Raw genomic sequence first — 24,148 nt, forward strand, 5'->3', positions numbered from 1 at the left:
GTTCCTTTTTCGGTTTTTACCAATGAGAACGAGTGATGTGCTGTGGTTATTGGATTTCAATTTGCTCACCCATTCCGAGAATGTGATACCGCGATTGGAGCGTTTTGGAAAGCATTAACCGCACTTCCCGGGAATAGCCGTGTGTCCAGTAGCGGTTCTGTTCGGTTTCCGTCATCGTGTCACGGTGCTGGGGCAAAATGTAGTACGGTTCCAGTTCGTTGATCAAAATTACCGATTGTTGGATATGCATATTGTGTTCCGTCGGCGAAAAGAACAAGACATCCACATGTTTTAAAAACAGGTGATCTTCCAACAGCACCGTATCGCCGGGCTGAAGCAGTGTTTTATCGCCAATGGTAATGTAATAACCGCAATCTTCCAGATTCGCTTCTTCAAATACAGCAAATTTGGGATTCCCGTGTATCGCACGCATTGGTGTGATTTGAACATCTCTGAGTGTGAAAGGTTGGCGAGGCGTTGCCGCCTGAATGCGCTCTGCTGGAATGTTCACTTCATCTTTGGCGATCTCCACGCAATTGGTGGGCATCACGAACATGCAGTCCGATTTCTCCGCCAAAATGCGCGATGTATTTCTGCCGAAATGGTCGCCGTGTTCGTGAGTGATAAAGCTGATATCCAGCAGCGGTGCAATTTCTGCGGCAGAAACGGGTGCGGGAGATTCGCGGTCCTCATTTTCCAGTACCAGGTCAGTTCCGATCAGGATGCTGTCATGTTTGATCAGCCAGCCGTTGTGCCCCGTCCACCACACAGCCGTGCCGGATGTATGTGCTTTAATTTCATCAATTAATTTGGGCTTTGCATCGTTTGAACGTTGTGCAAAAACGTTGAACATCAGCAAAGACATTATTGCTATCGAAAGTTGATAAATCATAAAATTTCCATATTCTACTATTGCTTGATATTGGCGAACTGCCGTGCACCAACCTGTATATTTTTTATTAATCCAGACGATTGTTTTTATTCCATTTCTACAATCGCCAATCCGTACACATTCACTTGTCCGGTGGTGAAACTAATGTTGCTGCGATTGCCGTTTTGCATCACCGTAAAATCCACCGGCTGCATATCGGACAGCGTTCCGCTGAAGCGCACGCTTTTGGCGGTTTTGCCCGCAGGCAGTTGCAGTTGGACCGTCACGTTTTTAGTGGGCGTGATCTCACCACTGATGGTCACATCGTAATTCACCAGATGCACCAGCAGCAGGTTTTTATCAGCTTGCATCATCGTGCTCATTTCAACATATGGCGAGCTTGCGGAAACGGTCGTCAGGTTGCCGGAGAGCATTGCCAACAGCTTGTCCGCGGCAGAATTGAGGTGGCTGCGGAGCAGCGGATCGATGCGGTTGCGGGTGTAGCCTTCGGGAATATCGGGAAATACATCGGTCATCGCGGGACCGAATGTGGTCACTTCACCACTGGCGGATGTCATGGGAATCAAAAATTTCGACAGCGGAATTTCCACCGGCAAATAAGTGGCTTGACCGTTGCCGACGGTTTTGGATATCGCATTTGCGGAGTAGTTTTTCTCGCCGAACATCTCCGCCAGAACCACCCGTTTTTGCGGAAGATTGTGCTCATCTTTAAACCCGGTTTCGCCGAGAACCAGCAATTTGCCGCCGTTTTCCACATATTTTTTCAACGCGAGCTGTTTTTGCTCGCTGAGCAGCGGGAGGTAGGGGAGATAAATGAGATCGAACCGGCTGAGATCGTTTGCCAGCAAATCGTCCTCGACGATCATCACGTGGCTGATGCCGCGATCCGTCAGCACCCGCGATGCGGAAAATGCAAAGCTGAGTTCATCCGCCAGATATTGCCGCAGCGATGCCAGAATAGCCACATTGCTGTGCGGTTTTGCGCCGACCAAATGTTCCCGGTTTTTAGCTAGAAAAGCATACATTTCGGTTGCGCCGGGCGGTGTTTCCCGCTTTTCGCGGAAAATCGCGTGGTTGGCAACTGCTTCGGCGATGTTCATCTGCGCCATAGCGCTGAGGCATTTCTCCGACGGATCGGGGAATATCGGCGGCGTGATTTCCGTTGCGTACACAATGGTCGGTTTGCCGTGCGATGCTGCCGCCAAAAATTTCAGCGCCGGACTGTTGGTGATTTTGGTGTCATCGTCGCGGCGGCGCGGTGCGGAATCGAGATATTCCTGCATTTCGGAATAGATGAAATCGTCCACTTTGCCGAGCATTTCCATATTTCCTGCACCATCGTACGCGATAGGACCAAAGCCAAACCCGCCGAACACATTTCCGGAAATCATAAAATGGGGATTGTATTGTTTGGCGACCGTTCGCAGCCGGTTGTGGAAGCGCGCCACTGCCGAACCGCGATAGGTGATCCATTCCATCCAGAAATCGTCACCGCGTTTTTCCGGCAATTTGATGGTGTCGTAATCATCTGTGCCGTATTTGGCTTTTCCTGCGGTTGCGGGTAAATTGTCTTTCAAATATTGAATAAATTTCTGCCGGGTGTAATCGCAGTAGCAGGTGCCGCCGGCGATGTGCGTCCAGTCCACATACGATCCGTCGATGCCGGTTTCTGCCTGTGCACGCACCTTGCCTTCCATATAGCGCACATAATCCGGGTTATCCGGGCAGCCCCATGCCTCAAAACCTTCGTCGGTTTTCTGTCCGTACGGCGCATATCGGTAATGCGGAAAGCTGTTATCGGGGCGAACCATCATCCAGGTAGTGGGATCGGCAGCCGGTTTCTCGCCGACATAATCCGCGAAATTTTGCCACTGTTCGTTGTAAAATTTCAGCAGGTGAATTTCGTTTTTTTGCGGATCGGATTCCGGCGTCTGCGAATCGCCGTTCAGCGAAGTGGACAAATAGCGCAGCACGATGTAGCCTTTGTCGTGATAGCTGTCGTTAAACTGTTTTGCTGCATCCATCAGGCTATCGAACTGCGCACGGGTGACGGTTTCAAAATTGGGCGCACCGCTGCCAAACGTGACGGTCATGTTGTTCTTTTCCAGAAATTCCGGGTTGTTGCGGTGACCCAGAATCCAGTGTCCCCAATCGGCAATCGGTGCCCATTCTTTTTCGGGCGGATCGTTTACCAGTAACAGGGTTGAGAAAATAGCGATCAGTAATAAGATCGCCGGTTTGCAGAAGTTAAATGTGCTCATCAAGACCTCCAAATGCTGCGGTTAAAACGAAATGTTCATTGCAAAAATTATCCGGAATATTCCGGTTTCCAGGTTTCGATGCTGCCGTTTGCCATTGCCTGCAACGCCATATCCACACAAATAGCAACATCGCGTCCGTTGTCCACATTCGAGCGCGGTGTTTTGTTGTTGCGCACGCAATCTGCAAAATCCAGAAACATGGCGCGGGTGGTTTCAAAATCATCTTTGGTGGGATTGGCAACAGTAATCGGTATCGCCTCGCTGCGGGCCCATGCTTTTCGGGATGCGCTGGTGATCGCATCCACGGATTCAACGCCTTCATCGGTCAATATTTGTTCAACAGCTTTCGGCTCTGCATAAAATGTGCCTGCTGCGCTTCTTCTTTTCGGATGGTGATAGTGCCTTCCGTGCCCATAAAAATGATGGACACATCCTCAAATGCGTTGGTCAGCACCGATTGATAAATGGCTCTTACGCCACCCGGATATTCAAAAATGGTGTGGACATTGTCATCGGTTTCCCGTCCGTCATTGTAAAAATTGATGCCGCCGAAACCGGTTACTTTTTGCGGCACCTTGTCCAGCACCCAGTTTACCACGTTAATGTGGTGTGAACACAATTCCGCCATTAATCCACCGGAATATTCGCGATACATCCGCCAGTTGAGCAATCGCTCAAATTTGGGATCGGGCACCGGATTGCGCCAGGTCATGTTGCGATTGTAATTGCAGCGAATGTGGGTGATCTGCCCGCAGTCGCCATCCTGAATCATCCGGCGAATTTCGTTGAACAGCGGATTGTTCTGCCATTGATACGCTACCTGAAAAACGCTGTCGGACTGTTTCACCGCTTTCGATAGGCTGACCGCATCGCCGGCGTTCAGCGTCATGGTTTTTTGGCAAATGATGTGTTTGCCTGCAGCGAGCGCATCCAGTGCCATTTGGTAGTGCAGGTGTTGCGGCGTGCAAATTAACACGGCATCCAAATCTTTATTTTCCAACAGCTTGCGATAATCGGTGTAGCTTTTTGCACCTTTTTCGGCACCCGCCAAGCCGTTTGCCAGATGCGGCGGATAAATATCGCAGCAGGCCGTCACCCGGATGCCGGGCGTCATCTGCAAAATTTCCGCTTCGTACGCGCCGCGATCCCCGGTTCCGATCACACCGATCAGAATCTTATCATTTTCAGACATCTTTTTATCCTGCGCAAACGCACTCAATCCGAATGAAAGTCCGGCGGTCGCAACTGCGCTTCGCTTCACAAATTCGCGCCGCGTAATGTTCTTTGGCATGTTTTTCCCCTTCAATGTTGATGTATAATTTTCTGATTTTTATTCCACCTTCACCGTTACCGGATGCCGCAGCCGTTCCGCCCAATAGCGGATCGTTTCGAACGGATCGTTCTCCCCAATTTCGAACAACAGATACGCATTCTCCTCCGCATAGCGGCTGCCTTTGGGAATGAACGTCCAGCGGTCGTGCACCAGCCGCCGGTTCCAGTAGCGTTTGCCTTCCCATTCGCCAATTTGGGTGTGCGGTTGCCAGGTCGGCGACGGCTCGCCGATGTCGTTGGTATTGTCATACATCAGACGGATGCTGCCCAGTGCAAAACCTTCCGTTTCGTGATAAAAACAGAGCCACGGCGCTTCGTTATCCACCGGACCTTTGAATTTTTTTCCGGTTTTGGGATACAGCGGCTCGACCGTAATTTTGCCATCTGTATCCTCAAATGCCAGATGGGTGAACATGCTGTCAGTGGTCATTTCGTCGTTGCGGAGCAGTTCCACACCCAAATCTTCGGTGAAGTCCATTTCTGAATAAAACCTGAAATACGGCACGTTGGCGTAATATTTATACACTGCCGTCAGAAAAATTTCCGGGTGTTTTGGTGCGGGATCCTGCCGGATCGTGCGGATCACATAATTTCCACGATCGATTTGCGTGCGGGGATTTTGCCAATGAGCAATGGTGGTGTACCACTCCACCTCCGGGCGTTTGAAATTGGGTGCCCAATGCACCCGGTTTTCAATGTTGGTCATCAGCAATTCCTGCCCGTTGCGCTTCATGGTGATTTCGCGAATTTGCCCGGAAAGCTCTTTTTGCTCGGAACTGTTGTCGCTGCGGGTCATGTCCGCACGATAAAATTGATTTTCAACAACCAGTTCTGTACCTTCTCCGGCAAATTGCAAATCCGTTGCAGCCGCATTTGCGGTAGAAAATTTCAGCTCATAATGCTTTGTTTCCATTCCGTTTACGGCAACCGGGAAAACCAGCCACAGCGCCAGAACGTTCTGCCCGGAGATGCGTTCCGTCCGCAGAATTTGCACCGAAGTTTCCACACCGCTGCCATCAACAGCCGAAAGCGAAAGCGCATCCTCCGGCGCCGCCGACAGGGGAATTTGCAGCGAAATTTCCACATATTCCCGATCGCGGGAAAAACCGGCGGTTTCCGTCACGCTGATTTTGGCTATCGATTGCGCCTGCCCGAAAGTTACGGAACCCAGAAAAACCGCAATCAAAACAAGTGCACGAAAAAATAATTTTTTGCTCATATTCACATCCGTTTAAAGGTTTGGGCGAACAGTCGCTCGCCCTTTCCGTTGTCTATTCAACCCAAACAACCATTCCGCGTTTGAAAGTTGGCACGGAGCAGTGCAGCTTTCCGTTTTTCCATTCACTACCAATTTTTTTCACTTTGCCGAGATAATCCAGCGAGTAAACTGTGGCGCCCTTTTTCGCGGGGAAAGCCACTGTCGCGTTTTGTTCCGGGATTTGATTGGCGTTCTCTTTGCCTTTCAACCCTTTGAAATTGGCCAAAAATACATGCGGTTTTCCGTCCACTTCGGCAATCTGGGTGGCGACAAACGGCGATGCCTGCACTTCCACCGCAGGCTGGAATTTCAGATCGCCGGTCAGGTGGTCGGTAAATGCCTGAAGCTGGTTGTAAAATTGGCTGGATTCGAATTTCCCCTCAAACGCCGCATCGTTAAACCCGGATTTTACAGCCTGATAATATACTTTTTCCGGGCAATCCGGTTGATAGCTGAACCGCTTGCCGGTCACAGAAAATTGCTCTTCTGACGGATTTTCAACGCCCAGCATGTCGTGCAACGGGTTGTTTTCCCGCCGCTGGCGCAGATAATCGTACGTGCCGGTTTCTCCCGTTGCAACCAGCGTTTTCCCGGCATCAACGTAGTTTTTTAACCATGCTAACTCATTTTCATCCAGACACTTAACATCCGGTAAAATGAGCATATCGCCGGTGAAATCAGACAGCGTCAGCGGTGTAACGATCTGGAATTCGAGGTGTGATTGCAGCAGCAGAAACATCATGCCGCGATACGCCGGAATATATTCATCCACAAAGTAATTGCGGGTTTTCTGAGAAAAATACACCCCGACGGGCTGGATGGGTTTGCGCGGGAGGTAGAAGGTCAGTTCGTGGTCGTCAATCCATTTGAAAACGCGTTTCCGGGTTTCGTAATCATTCGAGCGGGACATCACATGTGTGGCAGCATCCCAACAGTTGGCGCCGGCCATCAATTGGGACATCATCAAATTTTCGATGGCATCCGCCGGGGTGATTTTCTCATGATTTTCCCATGAATAAGTGAGCATCCAGGTGGCTTTGCCGTTGGCAAATGCGCGGAAAGAATACATGCCGGTCATGAATGCGAACCAGTCCGCCGGCTGGCGATCGGCGGATTTATAGCCGCCCGCGCTGTATTCGTGGGCGACGACATCCACCACCTGATACATTTCGTAAACGTCCGCACCAACGCGAACGGCCGCATCTTCGATACCGGGATAAATTTCCGCAATCGTGATAAAATCGGGATTCACCGAACGCCCGTTTTTCGCGACATCGGCCATAAATTCAGTGAGTGTGCGAATGCGGAAATCCACCCATTTGATGAAATTCGGGTCGTTGAAATCGCCCAATCGCATATCGGTGCGGGCGTTCAGTCCGCTAACCGCTTTGAACGCTGCCAATGTGTATTCATCAAAACTTGCCCAGGTATCTTCCCAACCGTCAAAGTGGGTCATCCAGTACGGGATATCGATGAACACACCGTCGATGCCCGTTGCGGCAATCTGTCGAATGCGCTCCATAAATATCTCGCGCCATTGCATGGCATACGGCGTGATCCACACATCTTCATCACCTGAGGAAATCCAGAACGCGGTTCCGCCGCCAAAAACTGCCGGATTACCGTTGATGTTTCGCTGCACCCAATCGGGATGATCTTTGAAAAACGTATGCGCTTTTTTGTCCGCATCCGCGGTGATGGTTTCCAGCCCCTCGGTGTAAACGAATACCTTGTTGCCCACCGCATGCGCCGCCTCTGCAACCGCTTTGATGGCAGCGAGTTTTTCGGTTGGCTCCATAAAACTTTCGTAATATCCAGTAAGGCTGTTGTCCGTTTCGATGCCGAAAACATGGGTTTCCGTGGCGCTTTTGATAATGTCTGCAACACTTTGCTGGCTCAAGCCGTGTCCGGCGATGCGCACATAATGGGTCCAGTTTTGCCCGTGTTTTTGCGCTTCCGGCGGCTGGGCGTTCAATGTGAAAATGCTCAGCAGCAGCGGAATCACCCAGTTCAGATAACGACTTAAATTGTGCATAAATTTTTTCTCCAATAGATATTTAACAATTTCAATTTTTGCTTACTGACCACTCACCCTGATGCAGCCGGGAATGGTTCCAATCGCCCGAAATAACAGTATTGAATACTTTACCGGAAAATTTGACCCGCGCGCCAGGGTAAATGGTTGACTGGATGACCTCGAAAAAAATGCTGTCGCCCTGCACTTTTCCATTGTTGAACGCAACGGTGGTAAACGCGCTGTCCGAAGTTGCCAGCGTTCCGGTCAGCAAAGTATCGCTGTGGTTTAGCACCAGTGTTACGGCCGGATTGCCAATAAAATGTGCCGGATCGCCTATCAGGCTGCCCTGCCATGTGCCGGAAAATCGGTGATCGCCTGGTGGTGGTGTGTTTGCGGCACCGTCATTACCGCTGCTGGATTTTCCGCAGGCGAGAATACTCAACGCGAAAATCAACAGTAGAACGCAATAAACGGCGCTCTTTTTGTTGCGTCGAATTGAAAATTTTTGTGTTCCATTTTTACGCATGACCATCTCTTAAAGTAAGTGATCCGTCTGCATTGAGCGCTTCGCGGCATGCCCAGCGCACCGGTAAACGGCGCCCTTTTACTTCGATTTCAGCTTTTACTTTCAGCCCTTCCCAGTTGGTGCCTTTTGGCAAAATGAACATTGCCTGACGGACTTTGCGGGGTAGGGGATAACCGGCATCGAGGCTGCCGCCGACATTCACGCTGCCGTCATCGTTGAACACAGTGATTCGCAATACGCCCGGAACGCCTGAAATACCATCATTTACAAAACCCATCACCAATCCGGGGTGCTCCTCTTTTTCGAATGACCAAATCCAGGATGGGCGCACCCGGTAACCGATGTTACGCGCCAGATCGTCCAGCGAATCCGGAAATTGGTTGTAATAATTCATGATCCGGTCTGCCGATATGCGATGCCAGTTCCACAACGAGAAATAGTTTGCGCCAAGATCTTTCACATGTGAAATGATGCTTTCCGTACGGGGAATGCCTTCTTTCATCCGCAGGGTTTCCGGTGTGCCGTCGGAAATGCCCTGTTCGATCGTCGCGCCAATCCACGGCGGTCGATTGCTCAGCGAATCAATTTGGGTGTTTTCGATAAAAATAGTGTCGGTGCGCAACCAATTGTGCGAACGAATGGTGCGATCCAGCATCTCCGAATTTCCCACCCGGCTGTAGTCCGGTTGGGTGTTGGTGGTCAGCGGGGTTTTGTCCCAATTCCGGATTTGATGCTCAAGCATTTCCATAAACGTTTTTTCGGCGGTCAAATCGTCCGGAAAACAATGCCCCCGAAAAGGCCAGGTGTGCCCTTCGCCCCAAAAACCATACATGCAGGTATCGACATATTCCACATCCGGGTGCCCGTTGTAAATATCGGCCAGCATGCTGTCCATTTCTTTGAACGCGTTCATAAACGTCGGATGATCGTATCGCGGGGCGTAATGCACCTTGCCGGGAATGCCGATTTGATCGGTGGTGCCCAATTTGACAAACGGTGTTTTTTCCGCCACAAAATCCGGGCAGGAATGCGGTTCGATCACCGGACTCATCAGCTGAATTCGCAATCCGACTTTTTTACCATATTTTTTGGCCATCTCGAAAGTGAGTTTCCAGTGTTCCGGAAAATCCAGACGACCGGGTTTTTGTTGGATATCGCGCCAATCGACCCGGATATACAATTTGTTGCCCAACGACATTTTCGCCAGTTTTTCAATGGATTCTGCGAGCGATTCGCCTTTGATTTTTGGCGGTCCAACTTCGTCGCAAACGTAGGTAATTAACCCCATTCCGTAGTTTGGCACAACTCCTTTGGATGGCGTTGTGCTGCTGACAACCGAATTTCCCGGCACATATTCCTCCGGCGCATATTGCGGAAAGGGACCCTGGTAGAGCCTGTCTTTTACTTCCGGTCCGCCACCAAAATTATAACCATCCCAATTGTGGGCAGGCACGCGGGCATATGCGGTTTTTGCACCGATGCCGGACAAAACAACCGCTGCGCCGCCGGTTTTCAGAAATGTTCGTCGATCCATTTTCCACCTCACAATTTGAATATTTACTGTTCGCTGAACTTTTTGTGGAGCGCATCGAGCAACGGTGTTTGCCCGTTTTCCGAATAATCACCCATCAGCGGCCAAATGACCAAACCGCGGGCGTTTTGCCGGATAATGTATTCGGCTTTTAACGTAACGGATTCCGGATCATCGAGTGAAATGAGCATTGCGGGCGATTTGCTAACCAGATACGGCGCCTGAGCTTTGGCATCCCACCGGCGATCAAAAAGATCCATTTTTTCCGAAATTTCGGCGTATCGTACGCCATCATCCGCCGCGAACAGCGGATTTTTTGAACCCTGGTGCGCGCCATAAATTTCACTGCCATTGTTGAACACATGCCCGAAAAAAACGACACAGAGATTGATTTTTTCTGCCGGAACACCGTGGGTTTCGTGGTAGAGTTTAAATGCGCCGTCCAGACAGCGTGCCGAATCACCCTGCGCCGGTCCAAACAATGCGGAGTTGTGATTGCTGATGGTTCCCCACGGACCAAACAAATCGTAAGTCATAATATTCAGGTAATCCAGAATAGCGGTGATTTTCTGAACCTCGATATCCGGCAAGTGACCGGCAGCAGCCGGCAGGGAAGCGGAAAGGATGTATTGCTGTCCGGCTTTTTGCCCATATGCCAGCAGGCTGTCCCGCACTGTTTGCAGCAAAAATGTGAAATTATAGCGATCCTGCGGTGTGCCATTGTGGCGCACGTATCCGGGAAATTCCCAATCGATATCAATGCCGTCAAAGCCATATTTTTTAATGTGTTGGACGCACCAATGGGCAAAATTGGCACGTTTTTCGGGATCGGCAGAAACCTGCGGAAAGTTGCCGGATGTTTCCCAGCCACCGACGGACAGCACAACTTTTGTGCCCTGCTGATGCGCTAAATCGATCATCGATTCGGACGGCTCGTCATTCTCAGGCATGTCCTCGGTTTCGCCCAACAGCAAGTAGCGATCGGCGATCGAATCCATCCCGACAATTTCCCCGCTTTCCAGCGGATAAAAAAAGGAATAGTTGATGACCGTCAGTTTGTCGTACGGAATTGCCTGCAGGCTGTGCGCAGCAGAATTTTTTTGCCATTTCCACGACTGGTAGCATCCGATGATTTCTTTTTGCTGGGCAAAAAGGTGCCCGAATAACGCAATCCCCAAAATTGCCAGTAACCAGAATTTTAGCCGCATGTTGTTTAACTTTCCGATTTAATTTTTATCATGTTTAAAATTTTCAGCGCATTTTTGTTATAGATTTTTTCCAGCACATCGTCCGGCAAAAAGACGCCGTAAATCATCCAGCGACCCTGTAAATGGTGCCCGGCTGCGGAATCAATGTATTCGTCATCTGTTTCCAGAAACCGGTAATAAATGCGGTAAGCTTCGGCATTCGGTGGTGTATCCGTTCCGAACAAAACGCGATCCTGATATTTGATGAAAAATTTACGTGCGGTATACGGTTGCCTTCCCAACTCGCTGATCCGGGCATCAATATCCACATAAAAATTGGGGTAGGTATCCAGCCAGATGCCCACTTTGCCCAATTCTTCCGGCAGGTTTCCCATGTGCGCACCGATAAAAATGGTGCCGGGGTGCCGTTCGATGATGCGGTTTCGCTGTGCCAGAATGTCATCTTTTGACGGAAATTCATCGCCATAAAATGACCAGTCCGGGTGTGCGCCCAGTTCATCGTATCGCTCGTTGTAGCGATCCACCGGTGTGAAAAAGGCTTTGGGATCGGAAACGTGAATCATCACCGGGATGCCCAATTCGCCGCATTTTGCCCAGATCGGATCGATTCGCGGATCATCCACCCGAACCAGTTTTCCGGTTTTATCCTTCCATTTCAACCCAAGGTCTTTGGAAATTTTTAGCCCGCGAACGCCCATTTTTACGGCTGCTTCCAGTCTTTTGGCTTCGTTTTTGCCAAAATCGGGCTCGTCAATGCGGCTGAAATCAGGTCTGAAAAAGAGTAAAAAGCGCTCTTTGGATACTTTCTGGGATTCGCGCAGATGTTCTTTGTAAAAATCATTTTCGGAATTGGCGTCCAGGCTAACGCATTTCCAGACACCTGCCGCTTCCATTTCTGCCAGATATTTTTCTGTATTTGCCAATTCGCCGAGGTGGTTGTGAATATCAATTACCGGGAATTTCGGCTTCATGATTTTGGTTTCCTTCACCACCATTTGGCTGACCGGCTGCCAGTCCAGCAGTTTGAGATCGCCGGATTGTCCATGCAACGAAGCAATGCCAGACATACATACCCCCAAAATTAGTGTAACGATTGCCAAATTGCGCATCTTCGCCTCCTGGCGAAATGGTTTCGCCCGTTTAGTTGAGTCATTCTCATTTTTCAAAAAACAGCGTGCCGAAAACAGATGGCTTGTGAAACCGTGCTCCGGTTGGTGACCAGGCGTAACCCGTGGACGGTTCACCGGCATCTGCGTTTACTCTGTAAAAATTGATTTTCCACTGTGTTTTACCGGGCACAACGGGATGTTCCGCATCCGTAATTTCCGCCAGCGGAATAGCGATTTCGACAGTCCAGACGGTATCGCGGTCATCCCTTTTATTGAGTGAACCGTTCACCGAAACAGCTGTTTTTATGTTACTTAGGTCATATGCTTTTGTGGCGGCAACATCAATGTTTTGCGGATCGACGATGTAGCTATCGAACAACACATTGGCCGGTGATACTTCGATTTCAACGTATGTATTTTCATCCTGATCGGTATCGAGAAAAACTTCCACAACTTCTTCTTCCCACAAATGTTCGTCCCTTTTTGTGAATGTGCTCCAGATATCGGGATCATTACAGATAAAACCGACAAACAGCATTTTTTCATCAAAACAGGCTTTCACCCATGTTTGGATGTCTTTCTCGGTAACGGGATCGCCGGAACGATTATCGCGGAGTGTTACCGTTTGTGCGGATTGCCATGCGGTTTCGTCCAGCAACCCATCAACTGATATTGCTCCGGTTGCCATTGCTGCGGTAATCCGGAATTCCGGTTGATGCTGCTGTTGTGGACCGTTGCAGGCGAGGCAGGTCAGCAGCAATCCGGCAATAAGTGCGGTTGCAAATTCAGGGCATTTCATTGCGGCACCTGATGGTTTAACGGTAGAAATTATCTATTGATGTTACGCAACGGGGAAACCGGTATTTTAACGAATTGTCTGAATCTGTCGGTTGCGCATTTTTTTTGATCGAGTGCATCGAAGGGTGAGGGTATTTGAAAACTTACCGTGTCTTCGAAGCGACTCGTGTTGCGAGTTTTCTTTGAATCAGTCGACAAATTATTTCAATCTGCGATACCAGGGTAGCCGTTCGATAGGTGCGTTTACAACGGCGATTTTCGGACCTTTAACCACGCTACCGTCATCGCCCTGCCAGTTTCCCGCCGGGAAATGGATGGTTTTTGTAACGGCACCCTGAGCCAGAACCGGTGCAACCAAAATGCTGTCACCCAGCATAAACTGGTCTTTTATGTTCGCGTAACCCTGATGTGGAAAAACATATTCCATGTGTCGCACAATTGGCTCGCCGGTGTGTGCAGATTCGTTCGCCAATTGCAAAATGGTTGCTGCGAACTGTTCGTGCAGATCTGCCATTTTCCGGCAGATGGCTAAATTTTCCGGAGAAAGGATTCGCCAGGGCGCCACCGAAAATTGCATCATTGGCATCAACGCGTGGCATTGGCTGGAGCGCACGACCAATTCCTGATCGATGGTAGTGGTGCTCAAAAATGAACCAAATTCGCCGCCGCCGATCATATCCGGACAGGAAAACGCATAGCCGACCAAACCCTGTGTCAGAATATCCGGTATTAATTTTTGCAAATCCTGCCAGTCATGGGCTTTATCCCTGAGCCGTTGTGCCAACGGCTGTCCGGCGAGTTTCCAGCAGGCGCGAAATTCATTCAACGGATAGCGAAGCCCGACGCGGGCATACATTTCCATGTGTCCGTTGGCGTGGGTTTGCTCAAACGAGCGATAATCACCGACGTAAAAATAGTCGTCGCCGCCGTCCAGCTTGAATCCGTCCACCGCATATTTTTCGATTAAAAATTGGAGCTGTTGATGGAACCACATTTCAGCTTCCGGATTGGTAAAATCGATGACGGCACTCACGCCGTTCCACCAGCGAATCATTGCCGGTTCACCAGCGTCGGTGTTTTCGCGAAGCAAATAGCCTTTTTCGGAAATCTCGCGATAAACCGGGGAATCCGGGCTGACAAACGGGCACACCCAGAGCATTACCTTAAATCCCATATCATGCAACCGGCGAATCATTTCGCGCGGATTGCTGAATTTCTCCGCCTTAAATTCCCAGGTGCCGTAATCTTCCTGCCAGTTGTCGTCGATCATCAGCACGCCGGGCGGGAAACCGTTGTCGATTATTGCCTGTGCATACGTGAGGATATCCGCTTCATTCTGGTCATACATCAACTCGATCCAGGTGTTGTATTGCGGCGCAGAAAATAACAATTCATCCGGTAATTTGCCTGCCGGTGGGAAATACTGTTTGCTCACGGAAAGAAATGCATCTTTAAGCGTATTCCCGGTTTTGCCGGAAAAAATCTGGCTGAATTGTGAACTCGCGGTTAATTGGTTCCCGCTGAATTCGAACCGGAACGGATCTTCGCACCAGACATAGCGACCCTGATTTGAAATCAGCAGCGGCTGGCTTTGGTTGCCTTTGTTGTTGCCTAACAAATCGTGCGCGTACGGATTTTTGCCAAAGGGCATTGCTGATCCATCGACGACAACGCCGCCCCACCAATACTCATCGGCCGACAGCTCTATTGAGATCCTATAGTCGCCAGCTTCAGTAGCGGATTGGGCAATCAAACTTCCGCCAAAGATCGTAACGAACAGTATAATCCCGGATAGGTAGTTTTTCATTTGAATACCGGTGTTTGTTAAAACCAATTTGAGTGCGGATACCTGATTTTAAAATAAGTTTCCGGGTTTTCCATTGTGTAAGATTTATCCATCAATAGCAGCGATGTATTGTTGAGATTTTCAAAACGACGGTGAATGGCACGAAACGCCTGGTCAATCGAAAAATAATTGATTTGCAGGTTGATGATTTTTTCATCGGTCGATTCCGGCCAAAGCCGCACTGTGTAATCGATAATCGTATCAATCGGATAATACAACTGGATGTTGCCTTCCCATCGGGAGGTCAGCAGCAAACGGGTTTCGTAACCGAGATCCACTTCGATGCCTTTGATGACATATGCGCCGGGCGGCACATTGGGAATCATAAAATATCCGTTCTCATCGGTTTTTACTCGATAGCCTTCTTCGCGCCCGTCGATGCTGGATTTGCCAACCACGACCACCCGGATATTGGCGGTTTTCGATTCAAAAACATCCTCTACGCCGTTGTTTTCCAACAAAATTGCACCAACCAGCAGACTTTTTTCCGGCTGTGGTTCTTCCATTATAATTTGTGATCCGGTTGCACAGCCATGCATCTGGAACAGTACAAATAGACTGGCGATAATCGAAAAAAATTTGCTCATCGTACTCCAAAAATTTTTTTGTGGCGAATTGCGCAAGCACGCCGGAAAATCGTTACAACACCCGATGCGTGTTATTTTACCAACAGCATTTTACGTGTTTGTGTTTTTGTCCCGGCAATCAGTTGATAATAGTACACTCCCGATGGTAAATTCTGACCACTCCATTGGGTTTCATAACGTCCCGAAGGTAATCTTCCATCCACAAGTTTGGCGACGTTTTGACCACGGCTGTTGTAAATGATTAGCTGCACCTGCATGTTTTGCGGGATGTCAAACGCAATCCGGGTTGCCGGGTTAAATGGATTCGGGTAATTTTGATGGAGCGCCATTTGAGCGGAAATATTTTCGCCGTTTCGTGTGATGCCGGTGGAAACGGGCAGGATATCTGCCAGCCGGCCGCTGATGCGCACATCATCCATTTTCCCTTTAAAATCCTTTATTGACGGATTGGCAGGATCATCCCGGAACCAACTGCCGATTGCCAACGGCTCGCTGTTTGAAAAAAAGCTCTGGTTAAAATCCAGCGTATCCGCAGGCTCCGCAACCGGATTGTTCCACATGTAAACTTTTCCGGCTGTAAAATCATAAAACGCCGCAACAAACTGCCATTGTCCCGTAACAATTGTAAAATTTGAGGCAACCACCTGCGCCTGATTATTGGCATCGCGAATGAGAAATTCCAGATGGTTCGTTCCGTTTGAAATTCGCAGTGCGTAATTGGTAGTTTTGGGATTTTTTTTCTGCTCACCTTTGTTGATCAAATAGTGCACATCGTTGAGCACCACCGGATAAATCCATCCCGAAATACCGATGTTTTCATCGTCAAAATCCAGATCATTACTGTCGTCGATAAGAAGAAAATTATGTGTTTGCAACGTATCCAGCCAAAGATAGGCGTTGCCTTCCTGCAGGGGCGGGCTGCTATCGAACATGGCCATGTTTTGCAACACGCCGGGATTGTTTGTTGCATCCCATTCGGCGATATCGTCGCCATTATTTTCAAATGTCCATCTGCCGCCTTTGCTCTGTGAAAAGGCAACGGCTGTCAACAGAATTGCGAAAAAGATCAACCGGCGAAGCGCAACGGTAGCGGAAAATTCCGGCAAATATCCGGACACCGGGAAAACTCCCGGCGTCCGAAACAGATCTTTTTTTGCAAAATAACTATCGTTGTTGTGAAGCATAAACGTCCTTAATGGTTAGTCCCGTCCATAATTCGGGGCTTCCTGCACGCCGATGTACGCTTTTAAAGCAGCGCCGCAATCGCCACCCCAACAGGGGAACGCCGCATAAATAGCCCGGTTGCGGAAAGTCATGTAGCGCATTGGGGAATCATTCGGATACAATTCGCCTTCGTATAATGTTTCGCCGGGCGTGCCGTCCGGATTGAGGGTGTAGAGGTTGCCTTCCCAGGCATGCGCCCAATACATGACGCCATTCTCATCGAAATCGAAGCTGCTGGGCGAAAGCCCGTCGGTTTCCAGATAGGGTTCTTCTGCGCCCAAACTGCCGCCGGTAATCGGGAAGCGGGTGATGGTTCCGTCCCAAATTCGGTTGATATACAGATATCCGTCGAACACCCGGCAATTTTTCACCGGTGCGCCGTCCAGATCGATGTAAGTCATGTTGCCACCCGTATCCATTACGTTGATGCCTGCATCGCGGGAAACGATGTATGTGTTGCCAGCAGCATCCCAATCGATCGACACAGCGGCATCGGCAAATGCGTAATCCTCGATAGATGAGCCATCTGCCGAAACACGGATAACTTTGTTTTCATCCACTGCGCAAACATACAGATAGCCGCCCGGACCAAAACGTAGTTGCCCGCCGACCGGCACATCTGCAAAAACGCTGCGGGTGCCGTCCGGCGCAATTTTTATAATCTGACCGTCGTTCCGTGCACCGATATAAACGTTATTGTTGTCATCAACCTCGATGCCGTTTGCCCAGTTGATATCTTCTGCGAGAAGTTCCAGCGTGGGCAAAAAGGTAAATGCGGAATTGTTGCTCCAGAATTCGGAACCCTTTACGGCCACCTGCACATCTACCGTTGCATCGTTAACGTTTGGCGTAATGACGGTCAGCGAGGTTGCGGTTGCGGCTGTAACCGTGCCAACCTTGTTGCCAAACCGAACCATGTTGAACGATGGTTCGGTGTCAAATCCGCTGCCGTTGATGACAATTTCATCTTTCAGAAAACCGACGGTGGGCGTTATTCCGGTTATCGTTGCCGCCGCTTTGCCGGTGGGATTTGGGTCGGGTTTGTTGGCGCCATAAACCGGCTGGTCGTTGTCTTCGCAGCCTGCAAATAGCAGGGCGAATGCCAACATCCCGGTAAAAAGGTGTATCTTCATCTTTGGTTTCATTAATTTTTCCTCCGGTTTTTTCTTTAGCGAATTGACTTTCCTGATCGCTAAATAAAAGTCCAATATGCTAAAGACCCATTAAAACTGGAAATCGAACGAGAACATGTGTACGCCATCAAAATTCTGGAACGCAACGTAACTATAATCCAGGCCTAAAGATAACGATCCGGCGCTATACGCAAAACCGCCACCGACTGTAAAATCTTCCTGATCATAATTGGTTTTGTATCCGCCGCGCAGGAATACCAGATCTTTGAATCCATATTCCAGACCCAGATGCATGCGTTCGCCGTAATCACGTGGGTGAATTGCATCTACGGACATGGTGACGTTGTGCGGCGAATCCTGTCCGCCGATAAAATCCTTCAGCCCCATTGCCATACCAATTCGGAAAGTCAGCGGCAGCGAAAAATATTCCTCCCGATAAACCACCTCTTTTGAGAAGTTTTGGAAGGACATCGCGATCCGCAGATCTTTATAACCGGTGTGGTAAATGGTGCCGAAATCGAATGCGAGCAAGTTCGATTCTGCAGTGAATTCGGTTGCTTCATCAAAATTGCCAATATTTGTTGTGCCCAGATTTTCATGCAAATAACGGACATTTCCGCCCAACGCGAATCGTTCCGAAATCCGCCGGGCATAGCTGACGCCGACCAGAAAATGGTCCGGCGAAAAAGTGCCGGTTTCTTCGTAACCCTGAGCGTCGTTTGTCCGGCGCGTGCCGTTCAGCGTTCCCCAATCAACCGTGGAGAGGTGAACGCCAAAAACACCGTAGCTGCTGGTGCTCCAACTGATTGCGGCACTGCTCACATTTATTTCCGCAATCCACTGGTTTTGGTTGAGAAACAGGTGCCCGCCTTCCGCAAAAGCCAAACCGGCAGGATTCCAGAAAACAGCGCTGGCATCGTTTGCCAAAGCTGTGTAGGCATTACCCAACGCGCTGGCTCGTGCGCCAACGGGAATGGATAACCACTTCATCCCGGACTGGGCAATTTTGCTGATACCATCCGCCGATGCGGGCGTTTGGAGCAAAACAGCCGCCATCAAAAGTGGGAAAAAGTATTTTAATGTTCTATTCATTTTATCCTCCATAAGGATTTTTCATTCAAACGATACGGAATGTCCGACTACCGGATGATTACAAATTTTTCGATACTGCCCTGAATTGGTTCGCGAGCCAGGTTTTCGGCGTCATCTATCTGAAGGATATACACGCCGGAAGCCACATACTGGTTGGACTCGGTGATCTGATCCCATTTTTCATCCGCGCTGCCGCTTTGGTGATCGATCGTTTTCACAAGATCCCCGGTAACGGTGAAAATGCGCAGGGTGCAATACGGCGGCAGATTGACAAACAGTAGCTGGTTATCGTCTTCCGTAAAGTTGAAATCCTCTGCTTTCCGGACGTACGGGTTGGGAACAATACGCACTTTATCCGCACTCGCGGCACCCGGCTCAAACGCGGAAGCGGCAATTTCGGAACGGTTGGCGTATTTGGAACTTTCCAGCCCTTGCGCATCTACAGCGGTAACGGCATAGTGATACGCTTCGCCGCGAACCACATCGTTATCCGTGTAAGTTGTTTCGCTGGCAGGAACTTCGGCAATCATTTCCCAGCGCAGATGTTCGCCGCTCGGACGGATTTCATTATAAGTATCAACCAGGAATGCGCCGCGTTTGCGGTAGATGCGGTAAAAATCCAGATCCGGTTGACCGGAATCCCAATCCGGTACGGTGCTCATGTCCTGCCATTCCAGCTCGATGCGGTTGGGACCGGAAATCACATCCAGATTGGGTGCCGGTAACGGATCGGGAATATCGAGCCCGTTATTCCATGCAAACAGGGCACGGTCCATCGTTTGAAATAGCGAATCTTTGCCGGTCGCCAACAGCGCGTTTTTAGCTGCGTCGTCAAAAGTTGATGCGCCGCCGCGATACCAGTCGCGCCATTCCAACCCTTTTTCGATACACAAATCGCGGGAAATGCCGTTTGCGCCTACCGCGTAAACAATGCGGATGGAATCACCTTTTTGCAAATCATATGGCCCGAAAGCTTGGAAATTATATTCCGCTTCCTGCCCGGATGGGTCGTCCGGCCAATCGGGTTGCATTTCGACAATAAATTTTTCGCCGGATGCCGCCCAATCCCAAATGGTTGAAAATCCCGGGAAATCGCTGTCCCAAACGTTGTAAATATTCATGTTTCCATGAACGGACAGTGGTTGAGTGAGCCAATCTGTATTATCCGTTGCCGAGCGATCGATATGCAGCGCGGAAAAGCCGGAGTACGCGTTCGACACAAATTCTGCAGATGGCATTGGCGTGGTTCCGCCGGAACCTGTGGCAAAGCGGGGATCGCCAGTGTCGTCGAATGTCGGCCCGCCGGCTTCAAATTCCGTGTAATCCGGATGATCGCCATCCCATGCGTATGACAGGTGAATCTGGCGTCCGCCGGAAACCAGCGTAGAGTTCCGGGCTTCGTATGTTGCCCAGTCATCTTTGCCTTCTTCGTACCATCGGGAATAGGTGATCCAGGTTCCCTCTGCCGTTTGGAAGGTGTAACCGATCAAAAAATAGACATCGTCCAGCGTTTGGGTGTCGTCCGTATCAGGTTCGGGATCTTCATCCCAATCGAAAGTTACGGTGTACACATATTCAACGATTACGTAATCGTCGTGATCCGGATTGGAATATGAGTATGTGCGTTTGACGACATCGAATCCCGGTAACGCTTTGTAGCGATTTTCGATCATGATATCGGCAGGTAAATTCGGGTCAACTGTTCCGTTAAACCGCCGCGATGAGAGCTGTTTTTTGCCTTCTGCGGTTACCCACACTTCCGGCGGTGCGGCGCGGCGAACTTCCCGAATGCCGTACGGTTCGGACTGATTGTAGCTCACCGGATCTAAAAATTCTTCTTTTGAGTGGGTCGTTCCGTTTTCATCGACCCAGTTTAATATGGCGAAACCGCTGTTACGAAACACAACCGTTCCGTAACGGAACTGATCCTGCGGCCATTCGCCGGTAGGTTCCACATCGTTGGTGTTGATGGTTTCGCCAGCCTCAACCCGGTATTTGTAATCGCCCAGGTTGTGTGTGCGGGTTTGACCAACTGCAACGGATGCGGAAAGAATTAGTATGATACAACTGATCAACAGTTTGATCATGTGCAGCTTTATTTGTTTGTTCATTTTTCCTCCAAATCTAAACTGGTTCGTGTGCATGAAAGCATGCTTTCCGCATCACAGTTGTACCCGGAGACCAAAGAAAATGTCTCTCGGATTAACAAAATGCGACCATGTGTTCCATCCCAGGTCGATATAATCCTGTTTGTAATCGCCCAGCTTGTCATTGCCTTTTTGTTCGCCCTGCTCATGCGGGAAATGCAGGGAATCTTCGTATCGGGTATAATTCAAGGGGTTGGGGAATCCCTTAAAGTTGGTCAGGTTGCGGATTTGCATGTAAAATCCCATTCGGGTGCTAAACATTTTGAACCGTTTTTCCAACAGCAAATCCATATTGTGGTAATCGATAACGCCAACGCGATGTTGTTCGCTCAACGGTGCATCCGGGTTCAGCAGGGTTGTGCCGCCGTCGGACCATTCCATCAGCAAATTCAATCGCCAGTCGCCAAAAAAGGTGCCGTAATCCAGCGGTGTGCGGAAAGTCAGGTTGCTGGTGACTACCGGTACCGGATCATCTCGGAACTGGGTGGCGTTTTCGCGCTGTAAATCGGCCAATTGCGGGTCTTCATAAATCGTTGCAAATCCCGTTAAACCGGTGCTTTTTACCAAATATTCAACCGATGCGAAGCCATACCAGAATCGCCCGGTGCGTTTTTCCAGCCGCAACTGTAACCCGCGAATATCTGCGTAACTGTTGTTGCTGTAAGTGGTTACGTTATTGGCGTTATCCAGCGGAATGATTTCCTGTTGGGTGATCTGGTTTTCCACATCTTTGTAATATCCCAAAACGTGAACAAGAAAATTACCGGTGATGCTTTGCTCGTAACCGATTTCGTACGCGATGGTTCGCGGCCACTCGATATCCACTCTGGGAATATTTGCCGAGGTTCCAGACGGACGGTTGAAATAGAGCTGATCGTTCACCGGCGGCTGGTAAAAATGACCGTAGTTGAAAAATATTTTGCTGCTGGCGGTCATCGGGTGAGAGATGCCCAATCGCGGACTCAAATACAATTTGTATGCTTTGTCATCGGTGCGAAGGGGATCGAACGTGTTTTCATTCTGGCGCCAAACCTGCTCGGTATACGGCAAGTTTGAAAAAATATAATTAGTGTTCAGGTTGAACGGACTTGCGCCGGGTTGCAAATAATCCGCCCGCAATCCTACGTTGGCGATCATGCCTTCATATTCCAGTTTGTCCTGAATGTATGCGCCAAGTTTGAACGGGCTTTCATCGTAACGCCACCAGTTTCCGGGATTTACTTCAAATGGCGTTGTTGTTGCGCCATTGTTGATTTCCCGGCGTTCTTTAAACGCGGTGTAATCGATCGAAAAACCGGTTTTAACCTGGTTGTATTTGTTGATTTGCGAAACCAGATCGCCGGAGAGCGCCATTCCCCAATAACGGGAGTGATCCTGTCCGCGTCCGCCGCCGGATATCATGAATTCATTCACGATATCGAATTGTTCGGTGATGCTGCCCAACTGGCTGCCAACATAGCCAAAGGGCTGCTCATCAAACATCACACCGCCAATTTCAACAATCCCGGTGGTATCGCGCAAACCGATGGGTTCCTGCCGGGTTTGATAATTGGTATATTCCAGACGCAAATCGTAAAATGTGCTCGGATTGATCACGTGGTTCATCGACAATCCGCCGCGATATTGAATGGTGCGGATTGGATTGTAATTGGCATCATGCCACATTTTGCGATACTCAAAACCGGAAATGACGTTTTGGGCATAAACAACGCCTTCGCGGCTACCGGTTATCATGCCGTTGGTATCGTCAAAAATGGAACCACTGACGCCGTTCAAAACGATCATGTTGTTGGTAAACGACAGTTTGGTTTTGGGCGTCAACTGGGTGGTCAGCTTCAACAGCGTGCTGCTCGTCGTCGAATTATCACGGCTGAACGGATACACCAGCTGCAGATTTTCGTATCGCTGCGAAAGCAGGAATGATACGTTTGTGCCCGGCACCGGTCCGCTAATTGTCGCATCGATAATATGATCAGGATTTTGGGCATATTTCCGGGTTCGATGCTGCCATTTCCAGATTTCCTGCAATGCCTGCGGGGTAAAATCATTGTTCGGATCGGGATCTTCTACCAAATCCTTTGACCATTTATTCCACCCCGGAAATGTGAACGGGTAATCGCCGGCATCTACCATTGCCTGAGTGATGCCTGTGAACGCATCTTTTCCGGCGTAAACCTTCCAAAACGGTCCTTCAAGATCGTACGGGCTGGGACCAAAATGCTTTCGGGCAGCGGGGCTCATGCGGTAATCCACATTAACATTAAAGCGATCCAAACTGCCTTCTTTGGTGCGCACGTTGATCAAACCGGAACGTATGTCACCATATTCCGCATTAAAGCCGCCGGTGAGAATTTCAACTTCCTGAATGGCGGTGAGGCTGAGATTGGTAACGGGTTGTTGGTTCCGTTCATTCCGGGTGGAAAGTCCGTCCACGACAATATCCGTTTCATTCAATCCACCGCCGCGAACCAGCAATCCGGAACCGTCCGCAGAAGCGGAAATGTCGATGCCGGCTTCGGTCGCCAGAATTTCCTCGAAGTTATCCAACGGGCGATCTTCCAGCACTTCGCTGGTGACAATCCGTTGGCTGGAGGACACGTCCAGTTGCACAACCGGGCGATCCGCCTCCACAACCACCGCCTGCCCTTCAACAGCCTGTGTTGTCATGTTGAATGTCAGGGTTGTTGTTTGGTTGATGCTCACTTTCACGTTTTCCATAACTACCGGAGCATAACCGATAATTTCCGCCCGAACGGTGTAAACATCCGGCGGAACGTTGATGATGAAGAAATAGCCATCTTCATCCGTTGCTGCGCCCATGTTGCTTCCTTCCAGAAAGACGTTTACGCCCGGGAGCGGTTCGTTCGTAGCTTTGTCTTTAACTTGTCCGGCTATTTTCCCGGTTGCGGCTGCAACGGGAAGTGTGGTCGCGAAAAAAGCCAGGATCAAGAAAAACACAAACAAACAGTTCGGCTTAAACGATTTCTGCATAATGCCTCCTATTTGTTGGTTAAAATTTTCAGAGAAAATTGAATTAAGTTGCTGCTGTTATGTGTTCATATTTGTTGCCAAAGCAGACAAAGATGACAGTGAACAAAAATGTGTAACTCGGATTAACAAAAATAAAAATCAAGAGTTGAAAGTAAGGTGCTTGAGACGTGCAACTTTACAGGATTTCTGAACGATC

18 protein-coding genes are annotated in these 24,148 nt (G+C 49.5%); all 18 read right to left on the reverse strand.

Annotated elements, in window-relative coordinates:
* Positions 1-46 precede the first annotated feature (46 nt).
* Positions 47-892, reverse strand: a complete 846-nt coding sequence (locus H6629_16635; GenBank protein MCB9069418.1) for an MBL fold metallo-hydrolase — start codon at positions 890-892, stop codon at positions 47-49.
* Between the two features lie 86 nt (positions 893-978).
* Entirely contained in the window at positions 979-3,153 is a 2,175-nt protein-coding gene (locus H6629_16640; protein MCB9069419.1) for a beta-galactosidase trimerization domain-containing protein, read from the reverse strand.
* Positions 3,154-3,200: 47 nt separating this feature from the next.
* Positions 3,201-3,482: a hypothetical protein gene (locus H6629_16645; GenBank protein MCB9069420.1), complete on the reverse strand. Its 282-nt coding sequence runs from the start codon at positions 3,480-3,482 to the stop codon at positions 3,201-3,203.
* Positions 3,479-4,444: a Gfo/Idh/MocA family oxidoreductase gene (locus H6629_16650; protein ID MCB9069421.1), complete on the reverse strand. Its 966-nt coding sequence runs from the start codon at positions 4,442-4,444 to the stop codon at positions 3,479-3,481. Before H6629_16650 ends, H6629_16645 begins: the two co-directional genes overlap by 4 nt.
* Positions 4,445-4,483: 39 nt before the next feature.
* Positions 4,484-5,704: a hypothetical protein gene (locus H6629_16655; GenBank protein ID MCB9069422.1), complete on the reverse strand. Its 1,221-nt coding sequence runs from the start codon at positions 5,702-5,704 to the stop codon at positions 4,484-4,486.
* 52 nt (positions 5,705-5,756) lie between these two features.
* Positions 5,757-7,778, reverse strand: a complete 2,022-nt coding sequence (locus tag H6629_16660; GenBank protein MCB9069423.1) for a hypothetical protein — start codon at positions 7,776-7,778, stop codon at positions 5,757-5,759.
* A gap of 31 nt (positions 7,779-7,809) precedes the next feature.
* Entirely contained in the window at positions 7,810-8,286 is a 477-nt protein-coding gene (locus tag H6629_16665; GenBank protein ID MCB9069424.1) for a hypothetical protein, read from the reverse strand.
* Positions 8,279-9,820 (reverse strand): hypothetical protein, encoded by a 1,542-nt coding sequence (locus H6629_16670; protein ID MCB9069425.1) that lies wholly within the window; start codon positions 9,818-9,820, stop codon positions 8,279-8,281. The genes H6629_16665 and H6629_16670 overlap by 8 nt, the downstream gene beginning before the upstream one ends.
* 23 nt (positions 9,821-9,843) lie before the next feature.
* A complete protein-coding gene (locus tag H6629_16675) occupies positions 9,844-11,025 on the reverse strand; it encodes a hypothetical protein (protein ID MCB9069426.1) in 1,182 nt (393 codons plus the stop codon).
* Positions 11,026-11,030: 5 nt separating this feature from the next.
* Positions 11,031-12,092: an amidohydrolase gene (locus H6629_16680; GenBank protein MCB9069427.1), complete on the reverse strand. Its 1,062-nt coding sequence runs from the start codon at positions 12,090-12,092 to the stop codon at positions 11,031-11,033.
* An 88-nt stretch (positions 12,093-12,180) separates the two neighbouring features.
* Entirely contained in the window at positions 12,181-12,933 is a 753-nt protein-coding gene (locus H6629_16685; GenBank protein MCB9069428.1) for a carbohydrate-binding family 9-like protein, read from the reverse strand.
* Between the two features lie 198 nt (positions 12,934-13,131).
* Positions 13,132-14,739, reverse strand: coding sequence for an alpha-galactosidase (locus tag H6629_16690; protein ID MCB9069429.1), 1,608 nt, complete (start codon positions 14,737-14,739; stop codon positions 13,132-13,134).
* Between the two features lie 17 nt (positions 14,740-14,756).
* Positions 14,757-15,365: a carboxypeptidase regulatory-like domain-containing protein gene (locus tag H6629_16695; GenBank protein MCB9069430.1), complete on the reverse strand. Its 609-nt coding sequence runs from the start codon at positions 15,363-15,365 to the stop codon at positions 14,757-14,759.
* Positions 15,366-15,436: 71 nt separating this feature from the next.
* Complete coding sequence (locus H6629_16700; GenBank protein ID MCB9069431.1) at positions 15,437-16,549, reverse strand: T9SS type A sorting domain-containing protein; 1,113 nt, start codon at positions 16,547-16,549, stop codon at positions 15,437-15,439.
* A gap of 15 nt (positions 16,550-16,564) precedes the next feature.
* Positions 16,565-17,734 (reverse strand): IPT/TIG domain-containing protein, encoded by a 1,170-nt coding sequence (locus H6629_16705; GenBank protein ID MCB9069432.1) that lies wholly within the window; start codon positions 17,732-17,734, stop codon positions 16,565-16,567.
* 78 nt (positions 17,735-17,812) lie between these two features.
* Entirely contained in the window at positions 17,813-18,814 is a 1,002-nt protein-coding gene (locus H6629_16710; GenBank protein MCB9069433.1) for a PorV/PorQ family protein, read from the reverse strand.
* 47 nt (positions 18,815-18,861) lie between these two features.
* Complete coding sequence (locus H6629_16715) at positions 18,862-20,925, reverse strand: hypothetical protein (protein MCB9069434.1); 2,064 nt, start codon at positions 20,923-20,925, stop codon at positions 18,862-18,864.
* A 51-nt stretch (positions 20,926-20,976) separates the two neighbouring features.
* Positions 20,977-23,952, reverse strand: coding sequence for a TonB-dependent receptor (locus H6629_16720; GenBank protein ID MCB9069435.1), 2,976 nt, complete (start codon positions 23,950-23,952; stop codon positions 20,977-20,979).
* Positions 23,953-24,148: the final 196 nt, after the last annotated feature.

It is taken from the genome of Calditrichia bacterium (genome assembly GCA_020634975.1).
Lineage (GTDB): Bacteria > Calditrichota > Calditrichia > RBG-13-44-9 > J075 > JACKAQ01.